Here is a 25,879-nt window from a genome sequence, read left to right as displayed (position 1 = left end):
CCGGCGGGGTCCAACTCACAGCCAACGCGCAGGTGTGTCGCTGAGCACCCCGTTCGACGACTGCGGGTGTTCGAACGACAACGCTGTGATGCCCCGCGCGCCGGGGTCCGGAACATGCCGTGCCGGACGCGCCGCTCAGACCTCCAGCTGCAGGGTCATCGGCCCCTCGTTGACCGAGGCCACCGACATCCGCGCCCCGAACCGGCCGGTCTGCACCGCCGTGCCGCGCCGGACCAGCTCGGCGACCACCTCGCCCACCAGCGGCTCGGCCACCTCGCCGGGTGCGGCGTCGGCCCAGGACGGACGGCGGCCCTTGCGGGTGTCGGCGTAGAGGGTGAACTGGCTGACCACCAGCACCGACAGCGCCAGGTCGCCGACCGACCGGGCGCCGTCGTCGGTGGGGAAGACCCGCAGCTCGTGCAGCTTCCGGCCCAGCACGCGCGCCCGCTCCGCGTCGTCGTCCCGCCCGACCCCGACCAGGGCGAGCAGCCCGGCGCCGATCGCCCCGACGACCTCGCCGTCGACCGTCACCGACGCCTCGCTGACCCGGGTCACCACCGCTCGCACCGGCCCATCCTGCCGGGGCCGCCCCACCGATGACTCCCGGCCCCGGAGCGAGTCCCAGACCGTGACGGACGACGCGCGCCCGGAGGAGGCACCATGGCCCGGCTCATCTACTCGATGATCACCTCGCTGGACGGCTACGTGGAGGCGGCCGAGGGCGACCTCGGCTGGTCGGCCGACGACGAGGAGGTGCACGCCTTCGTCGGTGACACCTTCCGCGACGTCGGCACCTACCTCTACGGCCGGCGGATGTACGAGACGATGGTCTTCTGGGAGACCGCGGACGCCGAGCCCGACGCCCCGCCGTTCGTCGTCCGGTACGCCCGGGAGTGGCAGGCCGCGGAGAAGGTCGTGTACTCCACGACGCTGGAGCAGGTCGCCAGCGAGCGGACCAGGATCGAGCGCAGCTTCGACGCCGACACCGTCCGGCGCCTCAAGGCCGCCTGCGACCACGACCTCACCATCGACGGCCCGACCCTCGCCGCCCAGGCGGTGCGCGCCGGCCTGGTCGACGAGTACCACCTGTTCAGCACCCCGACCGCGGTCGGCGGCGGGAAGCGGTTCTTCCCCGACGGCGTGCGCCTGGAGCTCGAGCTCGTCGCGGAGCGGTCCTTCGCCAGCGGGATGCGTTACGCGCGCTACCGCACCCGCTGAGCCGGCGCCCGGCCGGCGTCTCGCCGACCCGCTCGGCCGAGCCCCCTGGCCCGGCCCGTCGGGACACCGCTGGACCGTCACCATGACCGCCACCGTCTCGATGAGCAGCAGCGGGACGGTCAGGAGCCAGTCCACGTACCGGTACGCCTCGTTGAACTCCACGGCGGAGAGCGCGTGCGGGCTGTCCGGAGTGGCGCCGGGCGGGTAGCTCTCCCGGAAGACCGACAGCAGTTCCACGGGCCGATCGTCACACGGGTCGGCCGCCACCGGGGTCCCGCCCGGACGCCCTCGCCACCGGGCCCGGTGCCCGGGAGGCACGGACCCGACGGCGCCACCGTGCGGCAGGATCACGGGCGTGCCGACCCTCCGCATCGCCCAGGACGCCGCCGCCGACGAGCTGCTCGGCCGCGACCCGCTGGCCCTGCTGATCGGGATGCTGCTGGACCAGCAGTTCCCGATGGAGCGGGCCTTCGCCGCCCCGCGGCTGCTGGCCGACCGGCTGGGCGTGGACACCCTGTCGGCCGCGCAGCTCGCCGACGCCGACCCCGACGAGCTCCAGCGCCTCTTCCAGGGCCCGCCGGCGCTGCACCGCTACCCCGGTTCGATGGCCGCCCGCACCCGCGACCTGGCCCGTCTGCTGGTCGACCGGTACGACGGCCGTGCCGCGGCCGTCTGGGCCGACGTGCCCGACGGTGCGACGCTGCTGCGCCGGCTCGGGGAGCTGCCCGGCTTCGGCGCGCAGAAGGCCCGGATCCTGCTGGCCCTGCTCGGCAAGCAGTACGGCGTCACCCCGGCCGGCTGGCGGGCGGCGGCCGGGGCCTACGGCGAGGAGGGCTCGCGCCGGTCGGTCGCCGACGTCACCGGGCCGGAGTCGCTGGCCGAGGTGCGCGCCACCAAGCAGGCCGCCAAGCAGGCGGCGAAGGACGCGAAGGACGCGAAGGCCGCAGGGACCGCCGCAGGCTGACCGGTCAGCTCGCGGCCGGCGCGAACCGCACGGTGCGGGTGGCCGGGTCCGCGGTGGTCAGCCGCACCCGGACCCGCTCGCCCGGGGTCAGCCGGCCGTCGCAGCGGGCCTGCACGGCCAGGTCGGCGAGCACCACGGTCGAGCGCTTCCCGTCCGCGTCCAGCACGACGGCGTCGAACACCTCGCCCACCCGGCCGGCCAGCACGGTCGCCTCGACCAGGTCGACGACGGCCCGCTCGACGGCGTGCGTGCGCCGGTCGGAGGCCGCCATCAGCCCGGGCAGCTCCGGCAGCGCGGCCCGCAGTCCGGCTGCCGGCTCCTCCCCGGCGGCCAGGGCCAGGCACACCTCGGTGCCGAACCGGTCGACCAGCCGGCGCAGCGGTGCGGTCACGTGGGCGTAGGGGGCGCCGACGCCGCCGTGCCCGGGTTCGGTCGGCGGCGGCCCGTCGAAGGCGGTGTAGGCGGCGCCGCGCAGCAGCGAGGCAGCGGCGTCGAGGAAGGCCGCGTGCCGTGGCCGCGCGGGGTCCAGCGTCGCGACGACCTCACCGGGTCCGGCCCCGGCCGGCCAGTCCACGTCGAGGCCGGCCGCCAGCTGCCGCAGCGTGGCGACGGCGCCCGGGTCGGCCGGGGGCAGCGTGCGCAGCACCCCGACCCCGCCGTCGAGCATCAGCCGGGCCGCGCACCGGCCGGTGAGCAGCGAGATCTGCGCGTTCCAGCCCTCGACGTCGGACTGGCCGCGCAGGACGACCGTCCAGCCGCCGTCGGGCCCGGGCTCGACCTCCTGGGACGGCGTGCCCAGCTCGATCGCGCCGCGGTCGTGGGCGCGGGCCTGCAGCAGCCGGCCGATCTCGGGCAGCAGCGCCAGTCCGGTGGGCACCTGCGCGCCCACCGACGCGTAGTCCAGCTGGGCCCGGCTGCGGACCCGTGCCCGGCGCAGGTCGACCGCGGTGACCTCGCCGTCGCCGTCCAGGTCGATCGTCCACAGCGCGGCCGGCCGGAGCTGGCCCGGCAGCAGGCTGGCGGCCCCCTCCGACAGCTGCGGCGGGTGCAGCGGCGTCCGTCCGTCGGGGCTGTAGACGGTCTGGCCACGGCGGCGGGCCTCGGCGTCGACCGCGCCGGCCAGCGGCACGAACGCACCGACGTCGGCGATCGCGTAGGACACCCGGTAGCCGCCGGCGGTGCGCGCCAGGTGCACGGCCTGGTCCAGGTCGCGGGCGCCGGGCGGGTCGATGGTCATCAGCGGGAGGTCGGTCGCGTCGTGCCCGGGCAGCGGTGGCGCAGCTGCCACCCGGTCGGCTTCGGCGAGCACGTCGGCCGGGAACGTCTCGGGGACCCCGGCCTCCGCCCGCACCGCGGCGAAGTCGAGCGGTCCGGACACCCTCAGCACGCGAGCCACGCGGTCACCCTGGCACAGCACCCGCATCGACCACCCGGACAGCTGCATGGTGCACGATCGAGTGGCACGATGGTCTGCGGAGCCGGGGGCTCCGGGGGCCGGTCGAACCACGCAGCCGACCACCGCCGCCCTTCCCCCGGCCCGGTCCAGGAAGGGCGTCCGTGGCCTCCAGCCAGTTCACCAGCCGACACGACCGCAGTGAGCCGCTGCTCATCACCGAGGCCGAGCCGAGCCAGGCCGACCAGCACGCAGCTCGCAAGCGTCGCTACTCGATCACCATGGCGATCCGTGGCACCAGCCTGGTCGTCGCCGCGCTGACCGCGCAGTACTCCTTGTGGCTCATGGCCGTCTTCGCCGTCCTCGGCACGATCCTGCCGTGGATCGCCGTGGTCATGGCCAACGACCGGCCGCCGAAGCGCAAGCTCGACGTCAACCGGTACCGCCCGCCGGCGCCGGACCGCATCCTCGAGTCCGGCAGCAGCAAGGCCCGCGTCATCGACATGTGAGCCCGGCGCGGGCGGCGGGGCCGGGTCGCGTCCTGTCATCATGGACGGCGGTGCAGCGAGGGCCAGTGCCCCGCCGGGGACCGTCGCGCACCCCGATCCCGGGAGAGCCTGTGAGCAGCAGCGACGTCCTCGAGCGTCCCGACGTCCGCGAGTCGGACACCGGCAACGCCAACGAGGTCTTCCACTACGTCAAGAAGAACAAGATCGCCGAGAGCGCGGTGATGGGGAACCTGGTCGAGGCGCTGTGCGGCGAGGTGTTCCCGGTGACCAAGTCGCCCAAGCCCGGCAGCCCCGTCTGCCCGGCCTGCAAAGAGGTCTACAACCAGCTCAAGAAGTGAAGGCCACCCGGTCCACGCCCGGCGCGGACCGGGACCCTGCACGGGGGCCGGCGGGCACGGTGTCGTCGTTCACCGGAGGCCGAGTGAGCGGGCCTCGAGTTCGATGCGGGCCGCCCGCCGGCGCTGCCGGCGGCGGTCGTGCCGGCGCGGTCCGGCGGGCCAGCGCGCCTCGATGGTGGCGTTGAGCTCGGCGCCGAGGATCAGCGACATCCCCAGCAGGAAGCAGAACAGCAGCGCCGCGATCGGGGCGGCCAGCGCGCCGTAGGGCAGCGCCGTGGTGAGGATGTCGGCCACGTAGCTGCGCAGCACCACCGCCGCCGCGATGAAGAAGGCGACGGCGAAGACCGCGCCGGTCAGGTGCCGGTGCCAGGGGATCCGCCGCGGCAGGATCACGTGGTAGAAGCTCGTGATCGCCAGCATCAGCCCGACCACCACCAGCGGCCAGTACACGGCGTTGACCAGCAGCGTCGCGGTGTCCTGCCAGTCCGCCGGCAGCAGCCCCACCAGCGTCGTGCGGCCCAGTACCAGCAGCGGCAGGGTCAGCACCGCGAGCACCAGGCCCACGATGAACAGCCACAGCGCCATCAGCCGGGTCCTGATCGGGCCGCGCACGTCCCGCTGGTCGTAGGCGATGACGATGGTGTTCAGGAACGTCGCCGTCGCCGATGAGCCGGCCCACAGCGACAGCAGGAAGCCCAGGCTGACCACGTCCAGCCGGCCCGAGCCCAGGATGTCCTCCAGCGTCGGCCGCACCAGGGTGTCGACCACGCCGGGCGTCAGCGCCTCCGCCGACGCGGTGACCAACTGGTCCTCGATCTGGGCGACGGTGTCGTCGCCGATCCAGCCGCCCAGGTAGCCCAGCGACCCCAGCAGCCCGATCAGCAGCGGGGGGACCGACAGCACCTGCCAGAACGCAGCCTCGGCCGAGAGGCCGAGGATGCGGTCGTGCCAGGCCTTCGCCAGGCTGCTGCCCAGGACCTGGAACGGCACCCGCACGGGGGCCGGCAGCCGGTCCAGCCCCCGCCGCCGGGGCGCGGGGGTGGGCTGCTCGGCCTCCGGGGTCCCCGGCGCCGGCTGGACGGCGGGCGCCGTCGAGCTGCGCGGAACGGCGGAGGCCACGGTCCCAGTGTGCACGGCCGGGTCCCGGGAGGCGTCGTCCTCCCCGGGCGGCGCCTCCTCCGGGTGAGCCGTCCTCAGCGCCCGCGCCGGGCCGCGCGGGCGTCCGCGCCGGTGCGGTGCCCGGGACGGCGACCGGCCGGCGTGGGCGGCGCCGGTGCTCCCGTGGTGGCCGGGGGCTGCTCGGAGGCGGGCTGCCCGGGCGCCGGCGGGGCGGGCTCGGGAGCCGGCGGGGGGACGCAGCGGATGACGGCCTCGGCGGCGTACCGGGTGTCGAAGTCCTCACGGCGCAGCTCGGCGCCGCTCACCGGGTCCTTGAAGACCCGGGTGACGGTGATGTCGAAGCCGGTCGACCCCGACTGCGGGGTGCAGTTGCCGTCGTCGACCTTGTCCTGCACGGCCGGCTCGCGGAGGTTGCGGCGCTCGCTGCTCACCGACTCGATCTCGTACCTGCGCGTGCCCCAGAAGCTCACGGTCAGCGCGCCGGGCACCCACTCGGTCTGCACGTAGATGCCGGTGTCGGTGTCGTTGCGCCACTGCAGGTCGATCTGGCCCTCGTAGACCGTCGCCTCCCGGCCGGCGGGGTAGCGGCTGATGTAGAAGCTGTGCGGCTTGTGGTAGACGTCCTCGAGGCCGGCGAAGAAGACGGCGTTGAACATCGTGGTGGCGAACTGGCTGATGCCACCGCCCACCGCCTGCGACAGCTCGCCGCCGCTGATCACCGCGGCCGGCACGTAGCCCTGGGCGGTGCCGCGCGGGCCGGTGTACTCGTTGAGGCTGAAGGTCTCCCCGGGCCGGACGAGCGCGCCGTCGACCTCCTCGGCCACCACCCGGATGTTGGTGCCGCTCGCGGCGTTGGTGAACCGGGTGGTGAAGTCGCTGACCTTCTCCTTGATCCCCAGCGCCTGCGCGTCCTCGGTGGTGAAGGCGGCCGGCACCGGGCCGAGCGTGGCGGTCACCGACCGCGGGGCCGGGTCGTCGAGGACCGGCAGCAGCTGGGCGGCGAGGTCGGCCGGGTCGATGCCCTGGCCGTCGACCGAGGGGACGACGGACACGGTGTCGCCGGCCACCTCGAAGCGGGCGTCCTGGGCGGGGGAGCCGAAGGCGGTGAGCCCCTCGCCCATCGCGGTCTGCAGCGCGACCGGGTCGACGGCGACGGCGAGCGTGCCGTCGTCGGCGGGGGTGAAGGTCAGCGACGCGGCGATCGCCTCGGCCGGCAGCTCGACGGGGTCGCCCGCGGGGGAGCCGTCGACGGACACCGGTGCGGCCAGCGCCGGCGTGACCACGGAGTCCAGCACCCGCTGCGCCTCCGCCGGTGCCACGCGCGGGGCGGTGACCTCGACCGGCAGCGCGACGGGCGTGGCCGGGTCGGCGTCGGAGGAGAGCGCCGTGGTGAGCGCCCGGGCGGCGCCGGCGCGGTCCAGGGTGCGCCCGTCGGCGGGCTCGACCAGCCGGGGCGTCGTCCCGTCGATCTCGATCGTGGACTCGACCGGGGGCCGGTCGACCTGGGTGGCCAGCTGGTCCAGCTGGGCGGTGAGCGCGGCCTCGTCGGAGGTGAGGACGGGGTCGGCCGCGCGGTCGCCGAACAGCGACGTCAGCCGGCTCCAGGGGTTCAGCGGCTGGTCGTCGACGGCGTCGACCGTCGCCGGGACGTCGAGGGCGAGGCCGGCGCTGGCCGGGTGCACCGTGGCGGTGACGTCGGCGGCCTGCACGGTGCGGTCGGCGGCCACCCGCGGGGCGAGGTCGCTCTCCAGCCGGGTCGCGGCGGCGGCGGGGGACAGGCCGCCCACCTCGACCCCGGCGACGACGGTGCCGCGCGGCACGTCGTCGCCGGCGGCGAGCAGGTCGACGCCGTAGACCGCGACCAGGCCGAGCACGGCGGCGGCGGGCACCAGCGCGGCCGGACGTCGCCACCAGGGCCGGCCCGCGCCCTCCCGCGACCCGCCGGGACCGACCTCGGGAACGGGCGGCGGGGGCGGGGTGCGGTCGGTGACCGGGGTGAGGTGCTGGGTGGCGTCGTGCGGCTCGGCGTCGCGCACCGGCGGGACGACGCGGGTGTCGTCGCTGACGGGGGTGATGTGCTGCGTCTCGTCGTGCGGGGCGGTGTCGTCACCGGGAGCCGCGCCGGTCCGGCCGGAGTCCACCGGGTGGCCCGTGACCGGGGATGCGTCCGGCTCGGCCGGGGTCCCGCCGGGCACGGCGGGCGGGCCGGGACGGTTGCCGCCGATCGTGCCGTCGGGCTGGAGGCGCACGGTGTCGGAGGGGTCCTGCGGCATCGGTCGCTCTCCGGATCGCTGCTGCCCGGGACCGGGTCCCGGGAACGACGAAGCCGCCGACCCCCCGTCCCCGGAGTGCGGGGGCGGGACGTCAGCGGCTTCGTCGGGTGTGGGTTTCATCGCTGGCGCGACGATAGTTCCCGCACTCAGTGGGAGACGCGCGCCTCGCCGTCGGTCTCGATGATGTCGGCCGCGAGGTCGCGGAGCTTGTCCTCGTACTCACGTGCGTGGTGTCCACAGAAGACGAGGTCGCTCCCGGAGGGGAGGACCACTCGCACCTTGGCCAGAGCACCGCAACGGTCGCAGTGGAAGGGAACGACGAGTTCTTCGGTGGGCGGGGTCGTCGTCAGCGTCTGGGTCATCTGGCTCATCACTCGCTCTCTACCGCACGGACCCGCGGCTGCGGATCGGCCTCCTGCACAGCGCCAGGATGGCCCCTCGTGTTCCCGATCCGACACCCGATCACCATGACTCGCCGAAAGTGATGCGGTCGTGATCATCTGGACATCTGGTGGAACGGGTCTTCGCAGGGGACGTCACTGGTTCGGAACTGGGTCCGGGTGGTGCACGTACTGGTCGTGCTGGTCACCGGCCTTCAGGCCGGCTGTGGGTCCGCTGCTGTTCTGACGGGGTCCACGCTACGCCGTCTACCCGGCGGGCGCCGCCGTACACCGACCCGTCACCCGATGGGAGTGGCGCCTCCCCCGGGAGCTGGACAGCGCACGGGGGCAGCGTCCGGTCCGGACGACGGACGGCGCCCGGCGCCTCCCCGGGTGGGGGACGCCGGCCGCCGCGGTCGTGCACCGTGCTCAGCGGGTGGCCAGCGCCCCGCGCAGCAGCATGTCCAGGTCGACGGTCTCGGCCATCCGGCGGTAGCCGGCGTCGCTGGGGTGCAGGTGGTCGCCGCTGTCGTAGACCGGGAGCAGCCGGCTGGTGTCGGCCGGGTCGCGCAGCGCGGCGTCGAAGTCGATGACCCCGTCGAAGGCGCCGCTGCCCCGGATCCAGTCGTTGACCGCCCGGCGCTGCGCGTCGGCCGCCGGCGTCCCGTAGCCGCCGCCGTAGACCGCGTTGGAGCCGCCGAACGGCACCAGCGTCCCGCCGTAGATCGGCAGGCCCGCGGCGTGCGCCTGGGTGATCAGCTGCCGGTAGACCTCGATGACGTCGGCGGCGCGGGCGTTCTCGGCACCGATGTCGTTGATGCCCTCGGTGAGGATGATCGCCCGCACCCCGGCCTGGGTGAGCACGTCGCGGGGGAAGCGCGCCGGCGCCGAGACGCCGAACAGCTCGGGCACCCGGTTGAACAGCAGCTCGTTGCCGCCGATGCCGGCGTTGGACACGGCGAGCTTCGAGCCCGGCAGGGCCGCGAACCGGCGGGCGAGCCAGTCGGGGTAGCGCTGGTCGGCGTCGATGGTCGACTGGTCGCCGTCGGTGATCGAGTCACCGAGGGCCACCACCGTGCCGACGACGGAGGGCTCGGGCTGGACGTCGACGCCGGAGGCGAACAGCCAGCAGGAGATCGGCCGGCTGAACGGCTGGGCGTTGGCGTCGCCGGTGCGGTTGGAGCTGCCCAGGTAGTTGGTCGACCGGGAGTTGTTGTGCTGGGTGGCCGGCCCGGTGGCCTCGGGGAGGAAGACGCTGACGCTCAGCCGCTGGAGCGCGCGGACGTCGAGCCGCACCGGGTCGCTGAGCGCCTCGCCGCCCTGGGCGATGAGCACGTTCGGCTTGCCGGAGAACAGCACCGGGCGCAGCGTGCCCGGGGCCACCGCCGCGCCGGTGCCGGCGACGGCGACGGAGGCCGCCCCCACCCGCAGCGGGGCCTCGCCGAAGGCGTTGGAGATCCGCACGCGCACCGTGGAGCCGGTGGTGCTGACCGGGACGATGTTGCGCACCGTCTGGTTCTGCAGGCCGGTGTCGGCCGGGCAGCCGGCCGGGTCGAACGTCCCGCCGGCGGTCGGGCTGCCCTGCCAGCCGTTGACCCAGGCGGCAGCGGCGGGCGAGCCGGTCGGTGGGGTGCCGGTGGCCTGGGCGGCGGTGACCGCCGTCAGGGGGAGCGCCACCAGCAGGGCGCTGCCCAGGGCCGCGGCCCTGAGTCGGCGGAATCGGGACGGAACGGCCATGTCGCCTCCATGCGGACCGATGTGCGCCACTGCACACCGCGTGCCCGGCATCGTCTCAGCGGGCTCACAGATCCGCGCGTCGGAATGTTCCGGGAACGACGACGGCCGGCGCCCCCGCAGGGGCACCGGCCGTCGTGCGGCCCCTTCGCGTGGCCCGGGGGGCGAGGGGGTCCTTCTGCTAGTCGAGGTAGTCGCGCAGGACCTGCGAGCGGCTGGGGTGGCGCAGCTTCGACATCGTCTTGGACTCGATCTGGCGGATCCGCTCACGCGTGACGCCGTAGACCTGGCCGATCTCGTCGAGGGTGCGCGGCTGGCCGTCGGTGAGCCCGAAGCGCAGCCGGACGACGCCGGCCTCCCGCTCGGACAGCGTCTGCAGGACGCTGGTCAGCTGGTCCTGCATGAGCGTGAAGCTCACCGCGTCGACGGCCACGACGGCCTCGGAGTCCTCGATGAAGTCACCGAGCTGGCTGTCGCCCTCGTCGCCGATGGTCTGGTCGAGGCTGATCGGCTCCCGGGCGTACTGCTGGATCTCCAGCACCTTGTCCGGGGTGATGTCCATCTCCTTGGCCAGCTCCTCCGGGGTGGGCTCGCGGCCCAGGTCCTGGAGCAGCTCGCGCTGGATGCGGCCGAGCTTGTTGATGACCTCGACCATGTGCACCGGGATGCGGATGGTGCGCGCCTGGTCGGCCATGGCGCGGGTGATGGCCTGCCGGATCCACCAGGTGGCGTACGTGGAGAACTTGTAGCCCTTGGTGTAGTCGAACTTCTCGACCGCGCGGATCAGGCCCAGGTTGCCCTCCTGGATCAGGTCCAGGAAGGCCATGCCGCGGCCGGTGTAGCGCTTGGCGAGGGAGACCACGAGGCGGAGGTTGGCCTCCAGCAGGTGGTTCTTGGCGCGCTCGCCGTCGCGGACGATCCAGTTGAGGTCGCGCCGCATCTGCGGGGAGAGCTTCTGGCCCTCCTCCTCGACCTGGCGGATCCGCTCGGAGCCGTAGAGCCCGGCCTCGATCCGCTTGGCGAGGTCGACCTCCTCCTCGGCGGTGAGCAGGGCGACCTTGCCGATCTGCTTGAGGTAGGCGCGGACGGAGTCGGCCGACGCGGTGAGCTCGGCGTCCTTGCGGGCCTGTCGCAGCGCCTCGGACTCCTCCTCGTCGTCCCACTCGAAGTCGCCGCCCTCGGCGTCCTTCTCGTCGGTCTCGGCGACGGCCACGCCGTCCTTGCCGGTGACGACGGTCTCGTCGAGCTTGAGACCGGCGGCGCCCGCGTCGAGGACCGTGACGGTGGCGTCGTCGGAGGCGACCGCGGTGAGCACCGCGCCCGTGCCGGCGCCCGGCGAGGGGGCGATCGTGGGCTTGCGGGTGGCGGTCTTCTTCGCGGTGGTGCCGGCCGGGGACTTGGCGGCGGCCTTCTTGGCCGGGGCCCTCTTGGCTGCCGGGGCGACCGGGGCGGTGGTCTGCGTGGCGGCGGTGGAACGGGCGGCGACCGTCCTGCTGCGGCTCGGGCTGCTCACCGTGTTCGACTCCGGTCCTGGCTGGTCGGCGGGCACTCAGGTTCCTTCCCCGTACTACTGCGGTGCGATCCTCGGGAGCCGTGTGGCCCGCGGGCAGCGGCCCAGAACGCCACCTCTGCCAGTGGCCGGCCGGCGGTCCCGGTCGGTGACGCACCGGGGAGGCGTTTCACCGTGCTGGGAGCGGGGGATGACCTGCTGGCTGGGGGAGCGGCGCGCGGGGCTCCCACATTGTAACGACGCCCGGGCGGCGGTCCACCGGTTCTCCCGGCCGGGACGCACCCGGTGACCAGCCCGCTCCCGCCCGCGGCGGGGACGACGGGGCCCCGGGCCGCGCCCGGGGCCCGGCCGTCACTGTCCGATGTGCTCCTCGGCGGCGAGCGCCGCGCCGACGATCCCGGCGTCGTTGAGCAGCTGCGCCGGCACGACCCGGGTGCGGGTCGACAGCAGCGGCACCCACTTCTCGGCCTTCTTGCTCACCCCGCCGCCGACGATGATCAGGTCGGCCCACAGGCTCATCTCGAGGGTGTCGAGGTAGCGGTCGACGCGCTTGGCCCAGGCCGGGTAGCTGAGGCCCTCGCGCTCGCGGGCGGCGGCCGAGGCGGCCTTCTCGCCGTCGGCGCCGTCGACCTCGATGTGCCCGAACTCGGTGTTGGGCACGAGCTTGCCGTCGATGAACAGGGCGCTGCCGATGCCGGTGCCGAAGGTGAGCATCAGGACCAGCCCACGCTCGCCCCGGCCGGCGCCGTACGCCATCTCGGCGATGCCGGCGGCGTCGGCGTCGTTGAGGGTCTGCACCGTGCCCGGGATGACCTTCTCCAGACCGGCGGCCATGTCGGTGCCGATCCACGAGTGGTCCATGTTCGCGGCTGTGAACGCCACACCGTGCTTCATGACCCCGGGGTAGGTCACGCCGATGCGGCCCTCCCAGCCGAACTGGCCGACGATGTCGGCCACCACGCCGTAGACCGGGTCCGGGAGCGCCGGCTGCGGGGTCGGGATCCGTACCCGCTCACCCACCAGCTCGCCCTTGTCCAGGTCGACGACGCAACCCTTGATACCGCTGCCACCGATGTCCACTCCGAAGCCCTGCACGCGGACAGGCTAGTGACCCCGCGCACGGTTGGCGCGCAGGTCGGGCAGGATCCCTCCTCGTGATGACCTCCGGCACCGCCCAGCCCGACCTGCACACCGAGCTGCTCGAGCTGGCGCGGGCCACGGCGGAGGAGGCCGCGCTGCTCGTCGGGGCCGGGCGCAGCTCGGCCGCCGACCAGGTCGACACCAAGTCCTCACCGGTCGACGTGGTCACCGCCGTCGACCGCGCCAGCGAGGCGCTGATCGTCCGCCGGCTGCTCGAGGCCCGCCCGGACGACGGCGTGCTGGGCGAGGAGGGCGCCTCGACCGAGGGCAGCAGCGGCGTCCGCTGGGTCGTCGACCCGATCGACGGCACCGTCAACTTCCTCTACGGCCTGCCGGCCTTCGCCGTCTCCATCGCCGCCGAGGTCGACGGCCGCACCGAGGTCGGGGTGGTCCTCAACGTCGCCACCGGCGAGCAGTACACGGCCGTCCGGGGTCACGGTGCCTGGCTGACCGCCCCGGGGGCGGCCACCATGCAGCTGCACGGCAGCGCGCCGGCGTCGCTGGGCCAGTCGCTGGTCGCCACCGGGTTCAGCTACGGCGCCGAGGAGCGCCGGGCACAGGGCGCGGCCGTCGCCCGGCTGCTTCCCGAGGTCCGGGACATCCGCCGTTGGGGCTGCGCCTCCCTCGACCTGTGCGCGGCCGCGGCCGGCCGGGTCGATGCCTACTACGAGCAGGGCCTCAAGCCCTGGGACCACGCTGCCGGTGCGCTGGTCGCCGCCGAGGCCGGTCTGGTGGTCACCGGCACCGCCGGGCGGCCCTTCGCCGAGCCGATGGCCGTCGCAGCCGCGCCGTCGGTGGCCGGTGCGCTGGTCGAGCTGCTGGAGCGCCTGCACGCCGGGTCGTGACCGGCGGTGCCCGACCGGCGGAGGTCAGGAGGTCGTCGCGCAGGCCCCGGCCTCGCCGGTGGGCGGGACCAGGGCCGCGGCCACCGCGTCGGGGCTCGCCAGCGCGGCGAAGTCCGGCCCCAGGGCGATGTCGATGGAGGCGTCCGCGCGGGTGTCCTGCCGCAGGGTGGCGCCGGGCAGCTGCAGCGCCACGAACCGGGCCAGCCCCTCCTTGCCCGGGCCGTAGCGCACCTCGCCGACCCCGGTGACCTCGTTGTCGGCCCGGTCGTTCTCCGTGCGGCCCACCTGGAAGGACCGGGAGCGCAGCGTCTCGGCCACCTCGGCGGCCCGGCCGGCGACGTCGGAGGCGTTGAGCACGTTGACCGTCACGGTCGCGGGGTCGACGGCGGTGGGGACGGCGGCGACGGCGCTGCTGCAGGCCGCGGCACGTTCCTCGTCCCGGGCCTTCTCGTCGCCCAGCACGTTGAACCACACGGCCAGCGCGGCCAGGGCGAGCAGCAGCAGGAAGACCAGCGCCGGGATGGGGCGCCGGGTGCGGCGGGGTGCGGCACGCCGGACGCCGGGCTCGCTCGCGACGTCGGTCACGGGGTCCTCACACGGGCCAGCTCTGACACGGGAGTGACCCTAGTGGCGGGCGCGGTGGCCGCGCTGCACCGCGCGGGCCCGGCGCGTCCCGGCCGGGTGCGCGGGGGGTCCTCCGGGCGGCCCGCAGCGCGCTGACCAGCGGTGGTCCGGGCCGGACACGGCCGGTCGACGAGGGGTCCGCGGCAGCCGGTCCGGCGCCTCCGACGGCCGATCCGGGCGAGGGGTACCCTCTGGCGCTCCGCCCCCAGGACGACGTCGGCGGGACCCCGAGGAGCCCGGCCGGGACAGGCGGGCACAAACGGGGTCCTCTCGGCGTTGGGCGGCTGGCCGGAGCGCAGCACGGGGCGCTGGGCCGACTCCGCGGACGCGAGTCCGCGGCGGTCGGCCGGATGCCTCCGGTGCACCACCGTGCCACCCGGTCGGCGGCCCAGCAGGGGGCCGCAGGCCGACAGACCACCGACCGCCCCGGCGGCCGGCACCACCACCGGCGGCTCGGAGCGCCGGTGGCAGACGAGCGGGCCGAGCGCCCGCGACGAGAGAGAGAGGGCACACCATGGCCCAGGACTACGACGCACCTCGGCGCAACGAGGCGGACGAGCTCGGCGAGGACTCCCTCGAAGAGCTCAAGGCCCGCCGGGCGGAGGCGCAGTCCTCCTCGGTCGACGTCGACGAGACCGACTTCAACGAGAACCTCGAGCTCCCCGGCGCCGACCTCTCCAACGAGGAGCTCACCGTCCGCGTGCTGCCCAAGCAGGAGGACGAGTTCACCTGCTCGCGCTGCTTCCTGGTGCAGCACCGCAGCCGCCTGGCCGCCACCAAGGGCGACCAGCTGTACTGCCGCGACTGCGCTGCATGATCGAGGACCCCCTCCGGCCGGAGGGGGTCGCTCCACCTGCTCCCCGGGACGTTCGTGCCCGAGCAGGTGGGGGCAGTGCGGGAGCACTGCGACGGAGAGGCACCGATGACACAGCACGGCCAGGGCACAGGCACACCGCGCGACGTCCCGCCGCCGCGTCCCGTGGGCGAGCCGGTCGAGGGCGAGGTCATCGGCGGCTCCGGACCCGGTGACGGGCTGGGTGCCGCCGGGCGTGCGCTCGCCGACGCCGTCGCCGGACTGCTGGGCCGGGACGACAAGCCGGGCGCCGGACGCTCGTCGGCCGGTGCGAAGGCGGCGGGCAGCGTGCTGGCCGACGTCATCTCCGCCCTCGCCGGGGCCGCCCGCTCCGACCGGCCCGACGACGCCGGGCGCACCTCCGGCAGCGCCGGCACGGGCAGCACCGGCACCGGCGCCCGGACCGACGGCGGCATCGGCCCCGGCGGGATCCTGTCGGACCTGCTGGACGCCGCCGTGCCGCGGTTGCCGATCCGGGACGCCGCCCGGCTGCGCGCCGCCCACCCCGGCGCCTCGGACGGCGAGATCGCCGACGCCCTCGTCGCGCGGGCGGCCCGGCTGACCGCGGGCGTGGGGGCGGCCACCGGTGGCCTGGCCGCCGCGCAGTGGTTCGCCCCGCCCACGCTGGTCGCCGTCCCGCTGGAGCTCGGCGCGCAGACGGTGCTGGTGGCCGCGGTCGAGGTCGTCCTCGTGGGCGAGCTGCACGAGCTGGCCGGCCGCCCGGCACCCGGTGACGCCAAGGCGCGCGCCCGCGCCTACCTGGCCAGCTGGACGACGCAGCGGCCGGTGGGCTCGGCCGGATCCGGCGGGTTCCTGTCGATGCTCGGCACGGCGGGCGTCTCGGCGCTCCGCCGCAGGCTGACCCGGCGGATGGCCCGCAGCACCACCTCGATGGCCCCGCTGCTGGTCGGCGCCAGCCTGGCCGCCCGCGGCAACCGGAAGGCGACCGTGGCGCTGGCCGACCGGCTGCGGGCCGACCTGCGCCTGCCGCCGTCCGCGCAGCGCTGAGCCCCGGCCCGGTGCACGACGTCCGGACCCGCGCGGGTGGGGCTAGCCTCGCCGCCGTGCCCGCACCCCATGCCCAGGACCCGGCGTCCACCGCCGGCCGGACGGCGGAGGTGGTCGACGTCCCGGTGCTGCTGACCGGCCCCGGCGCCGTCGTCCCCGGCTACGCCCTGCCCGGCGACGCCGGCGCCGACCTCTGCCTGGCCGAGGACGTCGAGCTGGCCCCGCACCAGCGGGCGCTGGTCGGCACCGGCATCGCCGTCGCCATCCCCGAGGGGTACGCCGGGTTCGTGCACCCCCGCTCGGGGCTGGCCCACCGGCTGGGGCTCAGCCTGGTCAACGCGCCGGGCACCATCGATGCGGGTTACCGCGGCGAGATCAAGGTGAACCTGGTCAACCTCGACCCGACGACGCCGCTGCGGCTCTCCCGCGGTGACCGGGTCGCCCAGCTGGTGGTCCAGCCGGTCGTGCGGGCGCGGTTCGTGCCGGTGGCCGAGCTGCCCGTCAGCGAGCGCGGCAGCGGCGGCCACGGGTCGACCGGCGGGGCCGGCGTCCTCGCTGCGCCTCCGGCCGACGCAACCCCCACACCCCTGGAAGGACGGGCCTGACGATGCCCATCGGACGCCGGCGCAACCGGATCGACCGCAGCCTCCGCGAGCGCGGGGTGCCCCCCGAGCCGCAGGTGCGTGAGCGCGAGGACGTGGGCACCAGCGGCCCCTGGGACCTCGCCGACGCCCCGGACGACGGCCAGCTGCGCATCGACCTCGGCGCGCTGCGCCTGCCGGCGCTGTCCGGCATGGAGCTGCGGGTCGACGTCAACGCCCAGCAGCAGGTCGTGGGCGCCAGCCTCCGCTACGGCGACTCGCTGCTGCAGCTGTCGGTCTTCGCCGCGCCCCGCGCGGGCGGCCTCTGGGACGACGTCCGGGTCGAGCTGGCCCGCGGCGCCGCCGCCCAGGGGGCCGAGCTGACCGAGGTCGACGGCCCGTTCGGCCCCGAGCTGGCCGGCACCGTGCTGCTCCCCACCGCACCCCAGCCGGGCACCACCACCCCGACGATGGTCCGCCGGCCTGCCCGCTTCCTCGGCGTCGACGGCCCGCGCTGGTTCCTCCGCGGCATGATCAGCGGCCCCGCCGCGACCGGCCCGGAGGCGGGGCTGCCGTTGGAGCAGGCGTTCCGCGGCGTGGTCGTCGTCCGCGGCACCGGGCCGATGGCGGTGCGCGAGCCGCTGCCGCTGACCCTGCCGCCGCAGGCCGCCGAGCAGGTGGCCCGCCAGCAGGCCGCCGGCCGCACCTCGGGCAGGGCCACCTCGCCGATCCCGCCGGACGCCTCGGCGTGAGCACCACGACGCACGCCTACGGGCCCGGCGCCGACCAGTTCCTGGAGCTCACCCTCCCGGACGGCGGCGCCCCGGCGCCCGTGGTCGTCGTCGTGCACGGCGGGTTCTGGCGCGCCCGGTACGGGATCGAGCTGGCCCGCCCGCTCGCCGCCGACCTGGCTGCGGCCGGCTGGGCGGCGGTGGCCGTGGAGTACCGCCGGGTCGGCGGCGGCGGTGGCTGGCCGGCCACGCTCACCGACCTGGCAGCGGCGCTGGACTCCCTGCCCGACCTGCCGGACGCCGCCCGGCTCGACCTCACCGACGTCACCGTGGTCGGGCACTCCGCCGGCGGGCACCTCGCCGCCTGGGCGGCCGGGCGCACGCAGCTGCCCGCCGGCGCCCCGGGTGCTGGGCCGCGGGTGCCGGTCACCGCCGTGGTGTCCCAGGCCGGGGTGCTGGACCTGGGCGCGGCGGTCGACGCCGACCTGGGCGACGGCGCCACCGTCTCCTTCCTCGGCGGCACGCCGGACCAGGTGCCCGACCGGTACGCCGCCGCCGACCCGGTCCGGCTCGTGCCCACCGGCGTCCCGGTGCTGTGCGTGCACGGCGAGGACGACACGACCGTCCCGCCCGACCAGAGCCGGCGCTACGCCGCGGCGGCCACCGCTGCCGGGGACGCCGTCGAGGTCGCCGTCGTCCCCGGTGACCACATGGCCGCGATCGACCTCACCGGGGAGGCCTGGCGACGCGTCGTGGAGTGGCTGAGAGCACGTCGGACAGCGGCTGCCGACCGCACTACGCTGGAGTCGTGACCGAGACCAGGACAGGGTCGGCAGCGCAGCCCGGTGCGCGCAGCTGGCTGTCCCGCACGCTCCAGAAGCTCACGGCCGACGACCGCGCCGTGGAGGCGCAGGAGCTGCGCAGTGACGCCGCCATCGCCGGCTGCTCGGCGGTCAGCGCCTGCCGCAAGGGCGAGGTCGTCACCGTCACCGGGCGGATCAAGTCCGTCGTCTACACGCCGCGGGAGACCGTGCCGACGCTGGAGGCCGAGCTGTTCGACGGTTCGGGCTCGGTGACCCTGGTCTGGCTGGGCCGCCGCCGCATCCCCGGCATCGAGCCCGGCCGCCGGCTGACCGCCCGGGGTCGCTTCGCCGCCTTCGAGGGCCGGCAGGTCATCTACAACCCCTGGTACGAGCTGAGCGCCGGGTGACCCGGGTCCGCAACCGTTGAGCACCGCGCCGCAGGGTGACCAGCCCCAGGGCAGCGACGTCACCTTCGACCGGCACATGGTGCTCGACCAGCTGGGCGGCTGGCGCGGCATGGTCGACGCCTCGCTGCCGACCATCGCCTTCATCGTCGCCAACGGCATCGGCGGGCTCACCGTCGGCATCTGGGCCGCCGTGGTCGCGGCGGTGCTCGTGTTCGTGCTGCGGCTGGCCCGGCGCGAGAGCATCCAGCAGGCGATCAGCGGGCTGTTCGCGGTCGCGGTGGCGGTCGTCATCGCCGCCCGCACCGGCGAGGCCCGCGACTTCTTCGTCCTGGGCATCATCCGCAACGCCGTGATCGGCGTGGTCGTGCTGGGCTCCCTGCTGTTCCGCCGGCCGCTCGTCGGCGTCGTCGCGGAGTGGTTGAGCCCCAGCCACCTGGGTGGGATGGCCGCCCACCGGCTGCCCTCCCTCCGCGGCCGCCGCGACGTCACGGACCGGCCGGCCGCGCCCGCCAGCAGAGCCGGTCAGGGTCACCAGCAGGACCCCGAGCCGGAGGTCCACTGGCGCGACGACCCCCGACTGATGCGGGCCTACGGCTGGCTCACCGTCCTGTGGGGCGGGGTCTTCCTCGTCCGCGCGGGCGTCCAGGGCCTGTTCTACTGGCTGGACGAGGTCGGCTGGCTGGGCACCTCGTCGGTGGTGCTGGGCCTGCCGGTGACCGCCGTCCAGCTGGTGGTCACGCTCTGGGTCGTGGCCCGCCTGCACCGTCACCGCGCCGCCGAGCAGCCCCCCGCCTAGGCCCCGTCCTCCTCACCCGGTCCTGCGGAGGGTGCGGAGGACGGGGTCCTTCAGCAGGAGCCGTCGGGGCAGAGCATCTGCTGGAGCTGCTCCTCGACCTCGCCGTGGGTGACGAACAGCAGTTCGTCGCCGGCCTCCAGCGGCTCGTCGGGGTCGGGGTTGATCACCCGGTCGCCGCGCAGGATGGTGGTCAGCACGGTCTCGCGGGGCAGCGGCACCTCGCGCACCGGCCGACCCACCCACGGGGTGTCCTCGGCCAGGGTGATCTCGACCAGGTTGGCCGCGCCCTTGCGGAAGCTCATCAGCCGCACGACGTCGCCGACGGTGACCGCCTCCTCGACGAGGGCGGCCAGCACCCGCGGGGTGGAGACGGCGACGTCGACGCCCCACGCCTCGGTGTAGAGCCACTCGTTGCGCGGGTCCTTGACCCGGGCGACGACGCGGTTGACCGCGAACTCGGTCTTGGCCAGCAGCGAGACGACCAGGTTGGCCTTGTCGTCACCGGTGGCGGCGATGACCACGTCGCAGGTGGCCAGCTGGGCCTCCTCCAGGGAGGTGACCTCGCAGGCGTCGGCCTGCACCCACTCCGCGCCGGGGACCGACCGGGGCTTGACCCGGGACCCGTTGCGCTCGATGAGCATCACGGCATGCCCGTTGCCGAGCAGTTCGGTGGCGATGGAGCGTCCGACCGCGCCGGCTCCGACGATGGCGACGCGCATCAGTGCTGCCCTCCGCCGGCCGGCGTCTCGACCACGGCGTGGACGCGGTCGGTGAGGTCGTCGGTGACGGCGAGGACGAGGTGGTCGCCGGTCTGCAGGACGGTGCTGGGCGTGGGGAGCTGCGCCTCGCCGAAGCGGACCAGCCACGCGGCGCGGGCGCCGGAGGCGGTCTCGAGCTCGGCGAGCGGGCGGCCGACCCAGCTGTCGGTGACGGTGACCCGCATGAGCAGCACCTTGCCGGTGGGCTCGCGCCATATCTCGGTCACCTTCACCGAGAGCAGCTCGCGCATCAGCCGGTTCACCGTCCACGGCACGGTGGCGACGCTGGGGATGCCCATCCGCTCGTAGACCTCGGCCCGCTTGGAGTCGTAGATCCGGGCGACGACGTGCTCGACGCCGAAGGTCTCCCGGGCCACCCGCGCGGCGATGATGTTGGAGTTGTCGCCGCTGCTGACGGCGGCGAACGCCCCGGCGGTGTCGATGCCGGCGTCCAGCAGGGTCTGCCGGTCGAAGCCCAGCCCGGTGACCTGGCGGCCGCCGAACTCCGGGCCGAGGCGGCGGAAGGCCTCGGCGTCCTGGTCGATCACCGCGACGCTGTGGCCGACCTGCTCGAGCCGGCGCGCGATCGCCGACCCGACGCGACCGCAGCCCATGACGACCACGTGCACCTGATCCCACCCCGTCCGCGTCCGCTCTGCCGGCCCGGTGGGACACCGGGTCGTACAGCGCGCGAACGTACACCCGGGCCGTGGCACCGCAGCTGCGCCGGGCAGCGCCGTCCCACCCGGACGGGTGCCCTGTGAGTGACGTCGCCCCGTACCGGCCCATCGGCGCGCGTTCCGTCCGTACGATCGCGGCGTGCCGTCCCTGTCCGACCTCGGCCAGCTCCCCAAACGTCTCGTCCTCGGCCGACCTGTCCGCACGGACAAGGCGGGTGAGTCGCTGCTGCCCAAGCACCTCGCCCTGCCGATCTTCGCCAGCGACCCGCTGTCCTCCGTCGCCTACGCGACGCAGGAGATCCTCATCTTCCTGACCCTCGCCGGGACGACGTTCCTCTTCCTCACCCCGTGGCTGGCCGCGGTCGTCGTCCTGCTGCTCACCGTGGTGGTGCTGTCCTACCGCCAGGTGGTGCACGCCTACCCCTCGGGCGGCGGCGACTACGAGGTCGCGATGAAGAACCACGGCCAGTTCGCCGGGCTGGTGGTGGCCAGCGCGCTGCTCACCGACTACGTCCTCACCGTGGCGGTGTCGGTCAGCTCGGGCACCGACAACATCATCTCGGCGTTCCCGTCGCTCGACGAGCACCGCGTGCTGATCTCCGTCGGCCTGGTCGCCCTGCTCGTGGGCATGAACCTGCGCGGCGTGCGCGAGTCGGGGCGCACCTTCGCCGTCCCGACCTATGCCTTCATCGCCTGCATCATGGTGATGATCGGGACCGGCCTGGTCCGGGAGCTGGTCGTCGACAGCCCGGTGGTCGCCGAGAGCGCGCAGTACGCCATCGAGGCCGAGCCGGGCTACGAGAACGTCACCGGCCTGGCGCTGGTCTTCTTCGTGCTGCGGGCGTTCGCCTCCGGGTGCACCGCGCTCACCGGCGTCGAGGCGATCGCCAACGGCGTCCCGGCGTTCCGGCCGCCCAAGAGCAGGAACGCCGCGACCACGCTGGCGCTGATGGGCGGCATCGCGGCCACCATGTTCGCCGGGGTCACCGCGCTGGCCCTGATGTCGGACGTGAAGTACGTCGAGAACACCTGCGACCTGGTGGGCTTCGCCGACTGCGAGACCGAGCCGCAGCGCACCGTGATCGCCCAGGTGGCCGCCGCGGTGTTCGGCGGGTCCGACTCGCTGGGCTTCTTCTTCGTGCAGGCGGCGACCGCGCTGGTGCTGATCCTGGCGGCCAACACCGCGTTCAACGGCTTCCCGCTGCTGGGGTCGGTGCTCGCCCAGGACCGCTTCATGCCCCGCCAGCTGCACACCCGCGGCGACAAGCTCGTCTACAGCAACGGCATCCTGCTGCTGGCGGGCTTCGCGATCCTGCTGCTGGTGGTCTTCGAGGCCGACTCCACCCAGCTGATCCAGATGTACATCGTCGGGGTGTTCACCAGCTTCTCCATCGGCCAGTGGGGCATGGTGCGCCACTGGAACCGGGAGCTGCGCGCCGAGACCGACCCGGCCGAGCGCGGCCGGATGCAGCGCTCCCGGGTGATCAACGCGATCGGCGGGACGCTCACCACGATCGTCCTGGCGATCGTGGTGGTCACCAAGTTCGCCGGCGGCGCGTGGATCGTCATCGCCGCGATGCCGGTGATCTTCCTGCTCATGCGCTCGATCAACCGGCACTACTCGCACGTGGCCGAGCAGCTGGTGCCCGACAGCGACGTCCGGATGAAGCCCTCGAAGGTGCACGCCGTCGTCCTGGTCTCCAAGGTGCACAAGCCGACGCTGCGCGCGCTGGCCTTCGCCCGGGCCACCCGGCCCGACCAGCTGACCGCGCTGACGGTCAACGTCGACGACGCCGACACCCGCGCGCTGCAGGTCGACTGGGAGCGCTACGACATCCCCGTGCCGCTGACCGTGCTCGACTCGCCCTACCGCGAGATCACCCGCCCGGTCGTCGACTTCGTGCGCGACATCCGCCGGTCCAGCCCGCGCGAGCTGGTGGTGGTGTTCGTGCCGCAGTACGTGGTCGGGCACTGGTGGGAGAACCTGCTGCACAACCAGAGCGCGCTGCGGCTGCGCAGCCGGCTGCAGTTCCAGCCCGGCGTGATGATCACCAGCGTGCCGTGGCAGCTGGAGAGCTCGCTGGACCGCGACCCGCGGGACGGTGCGCCCGCCCCCGGCGACCTCCGCCGCGGCCTCACCGACGACGTGGAGCAGACCCCGTATGGCTGATCGCCGACGGCGTGTCCCGTCCCGTCCGCAACGCCAGGCGCCGGACTCGACCGGGGGCTGGACCGGCCGACGCTTCGAGGTGACCGTGGGCCCGGTCGCGCACGGTGGGCACTGCGTCGCCCGGCACGAGGGGCGCGTCGTCTTCGTGCGGCACACGCTGCCCGGCGAGCGGGTCGTGGTGGAGGTGACCGAGGACCGGCGCGCCGGCTTCTGCCGCGCCGACGCCGTCGAGGTGCTCGAGGCCGCGCCCGAGCGGGTGGAGCGGCCGTGCCCGTACAGCGGGCCCGGGAGGTGCGGCGGCTGCGACTGGCAGCACGTCAGCCATGCCGGGCAGCTGGAGCTCAAGGCCGCCGTCGTCCGGGAGCAGCTGTCCCGGCTGGCCGGCCTCGACGTGCCGGTGACGGTCGAGGCGCTGCCCGGCGGGCCGCTGCGCTGGCGGTCGCGGGCCCGGTTCGCCGTCGACCGCGCCGGTGACCCCGGTCTGCGCCGGCACCGCTCGCACGACGTGATCGCCCTCGACGACTGCCCGATCACCGTCGAGCCGGCCGCGCAGGCCGTGCTCGGACGGCGCTGGCTGGACGCCGGTGCCGTCGACGTCGCCGTCGACTCCGCCGGTGTGGTGACCACCTCGACGCTGGACCGCCGTGGCCGGCCGCAGGACGTCCAGGTGCTGCGGCCGGGCGCCGACGTGCCCGAGGAGCCCGCCGGCCGCGCCCAGCGCTCCGCCGGTGGCCGTGACTGGGAGGTCGAGGGCACCGGCTTCTGGCAGGTGCACCCGGGCGCCGCCGACGCGCTGGTCGAGGCCGTCTCCGGCTTCGCCGCGGTGCAGCCGGAGGAGACCGTGCTCGACCTCTACGCCGGCGCCGGCCTGTTCGGTGGAGCCCTCGCCCCGGGCGTGGGGCTCGGCGGCCGGGTGGTGTGCGTGGAGTCCGACGCCGCGGCCTGCGCCGCCGCCGACGCCAACCTCGCCGACCTGCCGCAGGCCGAGGTCTGGCAGGGCGACGTCGACGCCCCCGGGCTCACCGAGCTGCTCGTGGACCTGGGCCGCCCGGACGTCGTCGTCCTCGACCCGCCGCGGGCCGGGGCCGGCAAGGACGTCAGCCGGGTGATCGCCGGGGCCGCGCCCCGCGCGGTGGTCTACGTGGCCTGCGACCCGGCGTCCCTGGCCCGCGACGTCGCCGCGTTCGCCGCCGCCGGCTACCGGCTGGCCGACCTGCGCGCCTACGACTGCTTCCCGATGACCGCACACGTGGAGTGCGTCGCGCTGCTCGTCCCGGCCTGACCGGCGCGGTCGGTCAGGCCGGTCCGTCGAGCTCGATCATCCGGCCGACGGTGGCCGCCCAGGCCGCCTGCACCTCCGGCGACTCGGCGGCCACGACGGTGTGCACGCCGGCCACGGTGCCCCGTCCCTCGCTCACGACGGCCTCGAAGCCGAGCCGGAACACCAGCACCTCGATCTGGTCGACGGACAAGCCGGCTTCCAGCAACGGCTCGATGACCCAGTGCACCTGCTTGCGCGCGAGCTGTTCCACGACCGGTGTTCGCCGGCAGCGCCGGCGGTGGATGCACCCGTGACCGGTTCCTCCCCGCACGAGGCCTCCTGCCCCACCCGGCCCAGCGGCCCCGCGGCCGCGACGACCGGCGGCTACCGTCCCGCCAGCGTCCGGCCCACGGGGGACGGGCCCCAGGGGAGGACACCGACCATGGCACGACACACAGCGGCAGTCGTCACGCTCGCCGCCGGCGCACTGCTGTCCGCGACCGGACCGGCGTACGCCGAGACCACGCAGCCCGCGGCCATGGCCGCCTCCGACGTGGTCCACGTCCCGGACGACTTCCTGCCGGCGTTGTCGGACACCCGTGCCACCGGTCGCTACGCCGTCCAGGGCACCGGCCTGCGGGTGTGGACCCAGGGTGCGACGAGCACCGACAAGGTGGCCGAGTACGTCGCGACCAGCACCTCGCTCGCGGCCGCCGGCGAGCCGGCGCTGCAGTTCACCAACACCACGGGTGGCGGCGTGCCCGGCACCCAGCTGGTGGTCGACTTCGACGCCGACGGGACGGCGGACGGGATCCTGGTGGGGGAGAGGGTCTACGCGGGCGACTGGTGGCTGAGCAACACGGCGCAGCAGTTCGTCAAGGACGGCGCCCCGAGCCACAGCGGCGGGTCCGGCAGTGCGAACCACGGCACGCTGGACGAGTGGCGGACGGCGTTCCCGGCGGCCCAGGTCCAGGCCTTCGGCTTCTCACTGGGCTCGGGGGTCAAGGGCGACGGCGTGCTCGACGCGATCGATTTCGCCGGGGTCCGCCACACCTTCGCGTCGCCGGTGGTGCTCACCAGCAAGGAGCAGTGCAAGAAGGGCGGCTGGGCCACCAGCACGCGTCCGGTCTTCGAGGACCAGGGTGGGTGCGTGAGCTCCTTCGCCGGACCCAAGCGTGCGGTGCCGGCCTTCTGAGGTCCGAGCCGGCGTGACGCAGGGACGACCCGGCAGGTGGGCCTGCCGGGTCGTCTCGTGCGCCGGCCGCTCTCGTCGCCGTCCGACGCGCGGGCATCTACGGGGCGGCACCGGCAGGTCACGCTTCGAACACACGTGCGAGCCGGTGTCCGGCCTCGCGGACGCCGGTCGCACACTGACCGGGTGGACGTCGCTCTGCCACCGGGCTGGCCGGACGAGGTGCGGCCCCCCGGCGCCCCTGACTGGGAGCAGAGTGCCGTGGCCTGGCTCTACGACCTGGTGCCACCGGACTACCGCTCGCACGAGGTGCTGCGCCGCTACCCGGTGCTGCTGGCCCGGTTCGCCGGTGACCACGTCGCCGCCGGGCTGGAGGCCGCCCGGGCCGGCTGGCGCACGGTCCGCGTCGAGCTCGCCGACCAGCTGCCGCCGGACGCGATGGAGGCCGCCATCCGCGCCTACGAGCGGGAGGGTGCCCGGCTGACCCGGGCGGCGCGGGGCGTGGAGGTCGTGGCCGGGGCGCTGCGCGGCGAACGCTGGGTGCCCCGGCTCTGACTCCTCCGCCCAGGCGGCGGACGGCCGGTTCGCAGTT

28 protein-coding genes are annotated in these 25,879 nt (G+C 74.9%); 16 read left to right on the top strand and 12 right to left on the bottom strand.

Annotation, left to right across the window (positions count from 1 at the left end; all coding sequences use genetic code 11):
- Nucleotides 1-135: 135 nt before the first annotated feature.
- Nucleotides 136-567 (bottom strand): D-aminoacyl-tRNA deacylase, encoded by a 432-nt coding sequence (gene dtd, locus ACGBYP_RS18030; RefSeq protein WP_411586291.1) that lies wholly within the window; start codon nucleotides 565-567, stop codon nucleotides 136-138.
- A gap of 93 nt (nucleotides 568-660) precedes the next feature.
- Between dtd and ACGBYP_RS18025 the strand changes: the two genes are divergently transcribed.
- The gene (locus ACGBYP_RS18025; RefSeq protein WP_411586290.1) at nucleotides 661-1,218 is read left to right on the top strand and encodes a dihydrofolate reductase family protein; all 558 of its coding nucleotides are present in this window, start codon (nucleotides 661-663) and stop codon (nucleotides 1,216-1,218) included.
- A 355-nt stretch (nucleotides 1,219-1,573) separates the two neighbouring features.
- The gene (locus tag ACGBYP_RS18020) at nucleotides 1,574-2,182 is read left to right on the top strand and encodes an HhH-GPD-type base excision DNA repair protein (protein ID WP_411586287.1); all 609 of its coding nucleotides are present in this window, start codon (nucleotides 1,574-1,576) and stop codon (nucleotides 2,180-2,182) included.
- Nucleotides 2,183-2,186: 4 nt separating this feature from the next.
- On the opposite strand, the gene ACGBYP_RS18015 is transcribed toward ACGBYP_RS18020, so the two are convergent.
- Nucleotides 2,187-3,560 (bottom strand): RNB domain-containing ribonuclease, encoded by a 1,374-nt coding sequence (locus ACGBYP_RS18015; RefSeq protein ID WP_411586285.1) that lies wholly within the window; start codon nucleotides 3,558-3,560, stop codon nucleotides 2,187-2,189.
- Nucleotides 3,561-3,739: 179 nt separating this feature from the next.
- Here ACGBYP_RS18015 and ACGBYP_RS18010 point away from each other — a divergent pair, with 179 nt between their 5' ends.
- Nucleotides 3,740-4,084, top strand: a complete 345-nt coding sequence (locus ACGBYP_RS18010; protein ID WP_411586282.1) for a DUF3099 domain-containing protein — start codon at nucleotides 3,740-3,742, stop codon at nucleotides 4,082-4,084.
- A gap of 110 nt (nucleotides 4,085-4,194) precedes the next feature.
- On the top strand, nucleotides 4,195-4,422 hold the full coding sequence (locus ACGBYP_RS18005) for a DUF3039 domain-containing protein (protein ID WP_411586281.1): 228 nt from the start codon (nucleotides 4,195-4,197) through the stop codon (nucleotides 4,420-4,422).
- A gap of 69 nt (nucleotides 4,423-4,491) precedes the next feature.
- On the opposite strand, the gene ACGBYP_RS18000 is transcribed toward ACGBYP_RS18005, so the two are convergent.
- From ACGBYP_RS18000 to ppgK, 6 genes are all read right to left on the bottom strand, one after another.
- Complete coding sequence (locus ACGBYP_RS18000; RefSeq protein WP_411586278.1) at nucleotides 4,492-5,541, bottom strand: YihY/virulence factor BrkB family protein; 1,050 nt, start codon at nucleotides 5,539-5,541, stop codon at nucleotides 4,492-4,494.
- Nucleotides 5,542-5,615: 74 nt separating this feature from the next.
- Entirely contained in the window at nucleotides 5,616-7,814 is a 2,199-nt protein-coding gene (locus tag ACGBYP_RS17995; RefSeq protein WP_411586277.1) for a VanW family protein, read from the bottom strand.
- Between the two features lie 146 nt (nucleotides 7,815-7,960).
- Nucleotides 7,961-8,185, bottom strand: a complete 225-nt coding sequence (locus ACGBYP_RS17990) for a hypothetical protein (protein ID WP_411586276.1) — start codon at nucleotides 8,183-8,185, stop codon at nucleotides 7,961-7,963.
- A 438-nt stretch (nucleotides 8,186-8,623) separates the two neighbouring features.
- A complete protein-coding gene (locus ACGBYP_RS17985) occupies nucleotides 8,624-9,931 on the bottom strand; it encodes an SGNH/GDSL hydrolase family protein (RefSeq protein WP_411586274.1) in 1,308 nt (435 codons plus the stop codon).
- A 178-nt stretch (nucleotides 9,932-10,109) separates the two neighbouring features.
- Nucleotides 10,110-11,477, bottom strand: a complete 1,368-nt coding sequence (locus tag ACGBYP_RS17980) for an RNA polymerase sigma factor (RefSeq protein WP_411586273.1) — start codon at nucleotides 11,475-11,477, stop codon at nucleotides 10,110-10,112.
- Between the two features lie 312 nt (nucleotides 11,478-11,789).
- Nucleotides 11,790-12,533, bottom strand: a complete 744-nt coding sequence (gene ppgK, locus ACGBYP_RS17975; RefSeq protein ID WP_411586271.1) for a polyphosphate--glucose phosphotransferase — start codon at nucleotides 12,531-12,533, stop codon at nucleotides 11,790-11,792.
- Nucleotides 12,534-12,595: 62 nt separating this feature from the next.
- On the opposite strand from ppgK, the gene ACGBYP_RS17970 reads away from it, so the two are divergent.
- Entirely contained in the window at nucleotides 12,596-13,423 is an 828-nt protein-coding gene (locus tag ACGBYP_RS17970; RefSeq protein ID WP_411586270.1) for an inositol monophosphatase family protein, read from the top strand.
- Between the two features lie 24 nt (nucleotides 13,424-13,447).
- Here the strand turns inward: ACGBYP_RS17970 and ACGBYP_RS17965 are convergent, their stop codons facing one another.
- Nucleotides 13,448-14,008, bottom strand: coding sequence for a LytR C-terminal domain-containing protein (locus ACGBYP_RS17965; protein ID WP_411586269.1), 561 nt, complete (start codon nucleotides 14,006-14,008; stop codon nucleotides 13,448-13,450).
- A 553-nt stretch (nucleotides 14,009-14,561) separates the two neighbouring features.
- Between ACGBYP_RS17965 and ACGBYP_RS17960 the strand changes: the two genes are divergently transcribed.
- The 7 genes from ACGBYP_RS17960 (at nucleotide 14,562) to ACGBYP_RS17930 (ending at nucleotide 19,226) form a co-directional block, all read left to right on the top strand.
- On the top strand, nucleotides 14,562-14,864 hold the full coding sequence (locus ACGBYP_RS17960) for a DUF4193 domain-containing protein (RefSeq protein ID WP_237494876.1): 303 nt from the start codon (nucleotides 14,562-14,564) through the stop codon (nucleotides 14,862-14,864).
- A 105-nt stretch (nucleotides 14,865-14,969) separates the two neighbouring features.
- Complete coding sequence (locus ACGBYP_RS17955) at nucleotides 14,970-15,908, top strand: hypothetical protein (RefSeq protein ID WP_411586268.1); 939 nt, start codon at nucleotides 14,970-14,972, stop codon at nucleotides 15,906-15,908.
- 56 nt (nucleotides 15,909-15,964) lie between these two features.
- Nucleotides 15,965-16,513, top strand: coding sequence for a dUTP diphosphatase (gene dut, locus ACGBYP_RS17950; RefSeq protein ID WP_411586266.1), 549 nt, complete (start codon nucleotides 15,965-15,967; stop codon nucleotides 16,511-16,513).
- Nucleotides 16,514-16,515: 2 nt separating this feature from the next.
- Nucleotides 16,516-17,241, top strand: coding sequence for a DUF3710 domain-containing protein (locus ACGBYP_RS17945; RefSeq protein ID WP_411586264.1), 726 nt, complete (start codon nucleotides 16,516-16,518; stop codon nucleotides 17,239-17,241).
- A complete protein-coding gene (locus ACGBYP_RS17940) occupies nucleotides 17,238-18,032 on the top strand; it encodes an alpha/beta hydrolase family protein (protein WP_411586263.1) in 795 nt (264 codons plus the stop codon). Before ACGBYP_RS17945 ends, ACGBYP_RS17940 begins: the two co-directional genes overlap by 4 nt.
- Entirely contained in the window at nucleotides 18,029-18,430 is a 402-nt protein-coding gene (locus tag ACGBYP_RS17935; RefSeq protein WP_411586261.1) for an OB-fold nucleic acid binding domain-containing protein, read from the top strand. Before ACGBYP_RS17940 ends, ACGBYP_RS17935 begins: the two co-directional genes overlap by 4 nt.
- A gap of 16 nt (nucleotides 18,431-18,446) precedes the next feature.
- Complete coding sequence (locus tag ACGBYP_RS17930) at nucleotides 18,447-19,226, top strand: DUF3159 domain-containing protein (RefSeq protein ID WP_411586259.1); 780 nt, start codon at nucleotides 18,447-18,449, stop codon at nucleotides 19,224-19,226.
- Nucleotides 19,227-19,276: 50 nt separating this feature from the next.
- On the opposite strand, the gene ACGBYP_RS17925 is transcribed toward ACGBYP_RS17930, so the two are convergent.
- Entirely contained in the window at nucleotides 19,277-19,945 is a 669-nt protein-coding gene (locus tag ACGBYP_RS17925) for a potassium channel family protein (RefSeq protein ID WP_411586258.1), read from the bottom strand.
- Complete coding sequence (locus ACGBYP_RS17920; protein WP_411586257.1) at nucleotides 19,945-20,613, bottom strand: potassium channel family protein; 669 nt, start codon at nucleotides 20,611-20,613, stop codon at nucleotides 19,945-19,947. Before ACGBYP_RS17920 ends, ACGBYP_RS17925 begins: the two co-directional genes overlap by 1 nt.
- Before the next feature lie 190 nt (nucleotides 20,614-20,803).
- Here ACGBYP_RS17920 and ACGBYP_RS17915 point away from each other — a divergent pair, with 190 nt between their 5' ends.
- Together ACGBYP_RS17915 and ACGBYP_RS17910 are read left to right on the top strand one after the other, a co-directional pair.
- The gene (locus ACGBYP_RS17915; protein ID WP_411586256.1) at nucleotides 20,804-22,834 is read left to right on the top strand and encodes an APC family permease; all 2,031 of its coding nucleotides are present in this window, start codon (nucleotides 20,804-20,806) and stop codon (nucleotides 22,832-22,834) included.
- Nucleotides 22,827-24,116, top strand: a complete 1,290-nt coding sequence (locus ACGBYP_RS17910) for a class I SAM-dependent RNA methyltransferase (protein ID WP_411586255.1) — start codon at nucleotides 22,827-22,829, stop codon at nucleotides 24,114-24,116. Before ACGBYP_RS17915 ends, ACGBYP_RS17910 begins: the two co-directional genes overlap by 8 nt.
- 13 nt (nucleotides 24,117-24,129) lie before the next feature.
- On the opposite strand, the gene ACGBYP_RS17905 is transcribed toward ACGBYP_RS17910, so the two are convergent.
- Entirely contained in the window at nucleotides 24,130-24,366 is a 237-nt protein-coding gene (locus ACGBYP_RS17905) for a hypothetical protein (RefSeq protein ID WP_411586253.1), read from the bottom strand.
- Between the two features lie 171 nt (nucleotides 24,367-24,537).
- On the opposite strand from ACGBYP_RS17905, the gene ACGBYP_RS17900 reads away from it, so the two are divergent.
- Together ACGBYP_RS17900 and ACGBYP_RS17895 are read left to right on the top strand one after the other, a co-directional pair.
- On the top strand, nucleotides 24,538-25,290 hold the full coding sequence (locus ACGBYP_RS17900) for a hypothetical protein (RefSeq protein WP_411586252.1): 753 nt from the start codon (nucleotides 24,538-24,540) through the stop codon (nucleotides 25,288-25,290).
- A gap of 183 nt (nucleotides 25,291-25,473) precedes the next feature.
- Nucleotides 25,474-25,842, top strand: coding sequence for a hypothetical protein (locus tag ACGBYP_RS17895; RefSeq protein WP_411586250.1), 369 nt, complete (start codon nucleotides 25,474-25,476; stop codon nucleotides 25,840-25,842).
- Nucleotides 25,843-25,879: the final 37 nt, after the last annotated feature.

This window comes from Modestobacter sp. SSW1-42, from assembly GCF_046635825.1.
Classification (GTDB): Bacteria; Actinomycetota; Actinomycetes; order Mycobacteriales; family Geodermatophilaceae; genus Modestobacter.
The sequence above is the reverse complement of the archived record's forward strand: the minus strand, read 5'-3'. Positions and strand labels throughout refer to the sequence as shown.